The organism is Methylosinus sp. RM1, from assembly GCF_011378635.1.
Classification (GTDB): domain Bacteria; phylum Pseudomonadota; class Alphaproteobacteria; order Rhizobiales; family Beijerinckiaceae; genus Methylosinus; species Methylosinus sporium.
The window spans coordinates 1-6,193 of record NZ_WOVC01000075.1 but is presented as its reverse complement, the minus strand read 5'-3'; the positions used below and the strand labels follow the sequence as shown (position 1 = coordinate 6,193).

General features: G+C 58.1%; 4 protein-coding genes. 2 read left to right on the top strand and 2 right to left on the bottom strand.

The features are described 5' to 3' along the window. Positions 1-589: 589 nt before the first annotated feature. Together FMZ75_RS20685 and FMZ75_RS20680 are read right to left on the bottom strand one after the other, a co-directional pair. Positions 590-1,963, bottom strand: a complete 1,374-nt coding sequence (locus tag FMZ75_RS20685; protein ID WP_166146078.1) for a HAMP domain-containing sensor histidine kinase — start codon at positions 1,961-1,963, stop codon at positions 590-592. Then, complete coding sequence (locus tag FMZ75_RS20680) at positions 1,956-2,636, bottom strand: response regulator transcription factor (protein WP_166146075.1); 681 nt, start codon at positions 2,634-2,636, stop codon at positions 1,956-1,958. Before FMZ75_RS20680 ends, FMZ75_RS20685 begins: the two co-directional genes overlap by 8 nt. Positions 2,637-3,268: 632 nt before the next feature. On the opposite strand from FMZ75_RS20680, the gene FMZ75_RS20675 reads away from it, so the two are divergent. Both FMZ75_RS20675 and FMZ75_RS20670 read left to right on the top strand, forming a co-directional pair. Continuing rightward, on the top strand, positions 3,269-5,500 hold the full coding sequence (locus tag FMZ75_RS20675; protein WP_166146072.1) for a TonB-dependent siderophore receptor: 2,232 nt from the start codon (positions 3,269-3,271) through the stop codon (positions 5,498-5,500). 125 nt (positions 5,501-5,625) lie between these two features. Beyond that, on the top strand, positions 5,626-6,132 hold the full coding sequence (locus tag FMZ75_RS20670) for a PepSY domain-containing protein (RefSeq protein WP_166146069.1): 507 nt from the start codon (positions 5,626-5,628) through the stop codon (positions 6,130-6,132). The last annotated feature ends 61 nt before the right edge of the window (positions 6,133-6,193 follow it).

Below are 6,193 nucleotides of genomic sequence, written 5' to 3'. Positions count from 1 at the left end.
CCCAGGCCTGCGGTCGAGCGCTCTGGGGTGCGACGGATGTGGGTTAGCTTTTCCGCGAAGCGGAACTTTGCGCGCCGCGGCCAATGGAGATGATCCTCTCGCGTTCACGAACGGCGAGATTGCGCCATGAGCCGTCATTCACCATGGACGACCGCAGGGTCCGCTTTCCCTGGATTTCGCGGACATTCGCGGCAGCGGATCGGCTGGACATAGACGTTCATATCCCGCGCGGCGCGGCTGCAGGCTCGTGACGAGTTTCGCTCCCCGAAGGTCGTGGTTCGCTATCCCAAGCTGGAGATGCGAAAATCCATGCAAAGACCGCGGGTTCGCTGCTCAAACCGCGGCGCGCCATAATCGCAAGCCAAAATCGATTCGAGACCCGGTCGGCGGCAAAAATCGAGTGGCGCCGACATCATATGAGCGAGCGCCCGGTTTTGACCCTGGCGGAGCATAATTTTTCAACGCTTCAGGACGCCGATCGGCGTCGAGACCCTGCGCCTGTTCATATTCCACATCTGAATCGCCCGCGGGGCCTCTCGCCTGAACTTCGCCGCAAATCGACACGATGCATGGCCGGATCGACATGGGTCTACTCCGCGGCGAATATGACCCTGAACGTCGCTCCGCCTCCGGGTGTATCCGCGATGTAGATTCGGCCTCCCGATAGCTGAACCAATTCCTTCACGATGGACAAACCGAGCCCGGACCCAGGCGACATTTCTTCCCTGCGCCAGAACGGCTCGAACACCATGTCTCGATCTGCGGGCGCCACACCTCCTCCGTGATCGACGACATCGATAGTCGCGTCCTTCTCGAGACGAACGACAACTGTTCCGCCTACGGGCTCCGCTCGGATCGCATTCTCGATGAGATTGGTGAGGATGCATTCGACGGCCCACTCATGTCCGCGCGCCATGATCGAATGGGTCGGGGTGTCGAACTCGATATTCTTGCGGTTGTCGATCGCAATGGGCGCGTAATCCGTGACGATCGCGAGAACGAGCCGATTTAAGTCGATAGGCTGAGATTCGGAGTAATTCCGCTCCTTCATCTGGGCGAGGACCAGCAATTGCTCCACGATCGTCTGCATTCGACGCACGTCCCTATCGAGCTCGTGCTTTACGACGCTTTCGTCCAATGTCTCGACTCGCGACCGCAGTATCGTGAGCGGGGTGCGCAACTCATGCGCTGAATTTGCGGCGAACCGTCGTTCACGCGCGACGCCTTCGTTCACGCGCTCGAATGCTTTGTTCACGGCTTCGATGAAGGGAAGCGTCTCCGTCGGCTGTCCCGCCGCCGAAAAATGCTGATCGATAGAATTCAGATCGATCGCGGCGATGCGCGTCGCGAGAGCGTGCAATGGCGCGAGCCCGCGTCGGATGACGACCGCCGCGACGATCGCCATCGCTATCGAAAGAGCGACAAAATAAAAGAAATCTCTACTGCGGTTGATGTGGATCATCTGAAATATGAGATCTTCCCATTGAAAATAAGATCCGTATGTCGCAACGCGCAAACGACCATTCGGCGTCTCCTCCGACACCAGATAGCCATATGAACGTTTATTCGTGTCATCGCTCAAATGGAATCCAAAATAAATATCGTCGAATACAGTCATTCGATCGAAATATGATCCCAGCTCCGTCGACGATCCGGAGACGATCGAATTGGTTTCCGCGTCTATAACCGCGAAGCGGAATTCTGGATTACGCATCCTATATTGGCGTAGTTCGTCGGTTGGCTCGATCGACTTTCGTCCGGACGCATCGAAGTGAAGGGATCGCAGGACGATCTCTCGCGATCTCTTCGTCGTCCAGCCACTGAGGGGCGGAATATGTTGATATCCGGCTAAAATCGTCGACACGGTCACTATTGCAGGCACCGGAGCCAGAACCAAAACAAAAAATAAGCCCACTATCCAATAGGCGATAAGTCTCGATGACAGAGACCGCAGCTCAATCACGTCTAAGTTCCTTGATGAGATAGCCGATCCCTTTCGGCGCATGAATTTCGACGCTGGCGTCTTTATCGTTCAATCTCTGTCGTAGACGGCTGACGAGCATTTTCAGCGCGCCGAGACACGAATCGTCTTCGGATCCGTAAACCTCTTCGATCAGCACAGGATAATTGACCGCACGCCCTGCGCGTCTCGCCAAGGCTTCGAGCAATATCAATTCGCGACGCGGTGGAATGAATGGTGCGCCTCGGATAGAGGCTTCATGGGAGTTAGGATCGACCGAAAGGGCGCCGATCGTGATCGGAGGAAGCCGCTCTCCCCCGGGCCGCCTGAGGCAGGCGCGAATACGGGCGATGAGCTCCTTCGCGGCGAAAGGCTTCGTCAGATAGTCGTCGGCCCCGGCTTCCAATCCGCTGACCCGCTCGTCTATCTTTCTCGCGGCCGAGACGATCACGATGCGAACGCCCGGCCTCGTGCGCTTCATTTCCGGAATGAGCGACATGCCGTCTCCGTCCGGGAGACGGCGATCGAGCAGCACCAGCGGATAATCATTGTCTCTGATCGCAGCGGATGCGTCCGTCAATGTGCCCACTCGATCGGCGACAAATCCGGATTTGGAGACATTGCGAGCGATCAATGTCGCTATATCGGGTTGATCTTCGACGATGAGAATCCGCATCGAACGACGCTGTCCTTTTTTACCGGCCGCGGCAGATAGCGTTTCCGCGCCGAGTTTAGGGGGATGTTGCGGAGGCGCAACATCAAATCGAATTCGGCTCGACAAGCGCGGCCCCCCAAAAACCCTCGAAATGTGACCGCGTGGTTACCAGCGCTCCCGTAAAGTGGCGCGAGCAAGGGGCGAACATGCGGCGGATGAGCTGGTTTCTTTCGGTTCTGGCGATTTTGCAGGGGGTGACCTTCGGCGCCCTCGCTCGCGCGGACCTCGGTCGCGATCACGCGACGATTGCCGTTCGCGACGCTGACGAGCATTGTTCGCGGGAGCGTGGCGACCTCCCGGACCCGGCGCGGGGATCGTGTCGTCACGACTGTTGCATTATCTATTCGTCCCGCCCCGGAGGCGACTTCCTCCCGATCGTCGCCCGCTCGCCCGACCTCCCCCTCGGACGCCTACCTCTCTCCTCGGCCTCGACCCGCCGCTCCTCGCTCGAGGAGGCGCCCGCGCTCGCCCGGCGGCTCGCGCCGCCGCCGCGTGGACCGCCGGACTTCTCCTGACGTCGACCATCTCACACGAATGACTCGGAAGACTCCCACGGTTTTCGCGCGGCTCGCACGCCGCGCCAGGAGAATGACATGTTCCGTTCTATGCTATTGCGCGGCGCCTCCATCGGCGCCCTCTCTCTCGCTGCGTCCTCCGTCCTCGCTCAGGAGGCGCTTCCGGCGATCGATATCGCCGCGGAGACGCGCGACGCGCGGCAAGGGGCCGCCTCTCGGGAGAGACCCGGCTCGAGTCAGTACGGCGCCGGCCTCGGCGGGCGCTTCACCGGCTACGCCGTAGATCAAAAGACCGCCGCCATGGTCGGCAAGACCAATACGCCGATCCTGCAAACGCCGACGGCGATTCAAGTCGTGACGCGCCAGACGATCGACGATCAGCAATCGACCTCCGTCCTGAATAGCGTCGTCGCCAACATCAGCGGCATGTCCATCACGGGAAGCCAATTCTACGACCGCTTCGTCATACGGGGCTTCGACGTCGGTCGTAACTCATATCGGAACGGTCTCAGAGTCGTCGACACGACCAATCTCGAAACCGCCAATCTGCAATCGATCGAGGTGCTCAAAGGCCCGGCGGCGATGCTGTATGGTCGAATCGAGCCGGGCGGCCTCGTGAACCGCGTGCCGAAGCGTCCTCTGTTCGAACCCTATTATTCGATCCAGGAACAGGCCGGCTCCTTCGGCTATACGAAAACGTCGTTCGACGCGACCGGGCCGTTGAACGCCGAAAAGACGCTCGCCTACCGCTTCAACGGCGCCTATCTCAACACAGAGTCGCACCGCGACTTCGTCGAGCGGGAAAACATCTTCCTCGCGCCGACGCTCACATGGCGGCCGAACGAGCAAATCACGCTCAATATCGACGGCGAATATCAGAACCTGAAATTCACTTCCGACGCATATAATTCGATACCTGCAATCGGCCGAAGGCCCGCGAATGTTCCGATTTATCGCAATTATGCGGAACCCTCGCTGACATTGGTGCAGCCGAATCGACAGGAGCGTCTTTTCATCGGCTATGACGCGACCGTGAATTTGACGGACGCATGGAAAGTCGTGAGCCGATTCACCTATTGGAATCAAGATTTTTTCGAGAATGACACGATCAATAGAGGGTTCAACGCGAGCTCCGGAAATATCACTCGATCCCAATATTTCATCCCGAACGGCAGTCAGCGAACGCTCTCGTCCAACCTCGACCTCCAAGGGAGGTTCACGACTGGCCCGCTCGAGCATGAGGTTCTCTTGGGCGCCGACTACTACCAGGGTTCATATTCCCGTGTCGGGTGGTACGCCCCGTCTCCGGCGGTTCCCGCGATCAACGTCTGGAATCCCGCCTATTCGAATGGCGCCATTTCCGCGTTCTATGCGCAGAAGCAGAACAATTTCGATCTTTTCAAAGAGAGTTGGAAAGGGGTCTACGGACAGGATCAGATTTCCTTGCTGGACGACAAGATTCATCTTTTGTTAGGCGGGAGATGGGATTCGGCGATATACAGCTCCGGCTTCGACAGTAACTCACGTGGTCAAGCAGAGCTGGCGTTCAAGACCATTCAATCGAGCCAGTTCAGCCCCCGTCTCGGCCTCGTGATCCAGCCTCTCTCCTGGCTGTCCCTCTACTCCAATTATTCGCAGTCTTTCGGCGTCAGCAATGGAGTCGCGGAAAACGGCTCCGCTCTTCCGCCACAAAAGGCCCATCAGTTCGAAGGAGGCGTCAAGTCGGAGCTTCTGGATGGCCGCCTGACGGCGTCGGCCGCATATTATGCGATCACAAAGACCAATGTGCTCACGGCCGTTGTCGGGACAATCTTTTCTCGCCCGATCGGCGAGGCGGAGAGCAATGGTCTCGAGGTGGATGTGCAAGGTAGAGTGAGCGATAATTGGAGCTTGATCGCCAATTACAGCTTTACGAAAGCAAGAGTGACGAAAGACAATACTGCGAGCGGCGGATCGGGCAACACCAATAATCGGCTGCCGAATGTTCCTCTGCATGCGGGAAATGTCTGGCTCAAATATGAAGCGGATGGCGAGCTCAGAGGCCTGAGCGTCGCCGGCGGCGTGAATGTCGTGGGCGAGCGCAAAGGCGATCTCGGCAACACATTCGAGCTTCCGGCCTATGCGCTGCTGAACGGAATGGCCTCTTACAGCATGACGCCCGCGAGCATGCCATGGGTGAAGCTGCTCACATTGCAGGTGAATGTGAACAATATTCTAGACACGACGCACTACATCGGCGCCACCAATCGGTTGAGCAGCGTGCCCGGAGCGCCGAGATCCTTTCTCGTTTCGCTGCGCGCCGAGTTCTGATCCTCGGCGCATCGCTTTCATTTCGACGGCGCCAGGGACGCCGAACCGATCGCTCGACCGATGCCGTTCGAGCGATCGACTCCACTGAAAGTCGGCATGATTTGCAGTCAATTTGCGCGCCGGTGATGGCAATCTCTTCGATCCGCGTCGCGCTTTTGGAGAGCACTGGGATGATTGGAGTTGGCGTTCCGTCGCGTCCCCTTCGCCTGTCGAAGCGCATGACGCTGAAGCCTTGGCGTGAAATCTGGCGGAGGACTCATCTATGGTTGGGGCTCTCGCTCGGTCTCTTTTTGTCGATCATCGGGATCACCGGCTCAACGCTCGTTTTCTGGACAGAAATCGATGAATGGCTCAATCCAGAACTTCGACTCGTGGCAGCCGCGCCCCAAGGCATCGACGCATGGCGTCCATTGGAGGAGATCGTTGATGCGGCGCGAAACGCAATTCCCGCGGACGCGAACCTCAGATTCAGCTATTGGCCGCAAACAGAGCGTGAAGCCTTTCTATTTTACTACCGCATAAAGAACGAAGAGTCTGGAACGTGGAATACGTTGCATGTGTTCGTCAACCCATATACGGCAGCTCAAGCATCCCCTCATTTTCTCACCCCACGGCGAGCACGGCGGCCGTGACCTTGTTTTCTGAGAGCGCAGCCTGGAAGCGCTCCATGAGCGCGGTCAAGTCTTTTTCCGG

What these genes read in the sequence shown, in the direction of transcription:
- FMZ75_RS20680 (WP_166146075.1), bottom strand. Translation starts at nt 2,636, where the DNA reads ATGCGGATTCTCATCGTCGAAGATCAACCCGATATAGCGACATTGATC.
- FMZ75_RS20675 (WP_166146072.1), top strand. Translation starts at nt 3,269, where the DNA reads ATGTTCCGTTCTATGCTATTGCGCGGCGCCTCCATCGGCGCCCTCTCT.
- FMZ75_RS20670 (WP_166146069.1), top strand. Translation starts at nt 5,626, where the DNA reads ATGGCAATCTCTTCGATCCGCGTCGCGCTTTTGGAGAGCACTGGGATG.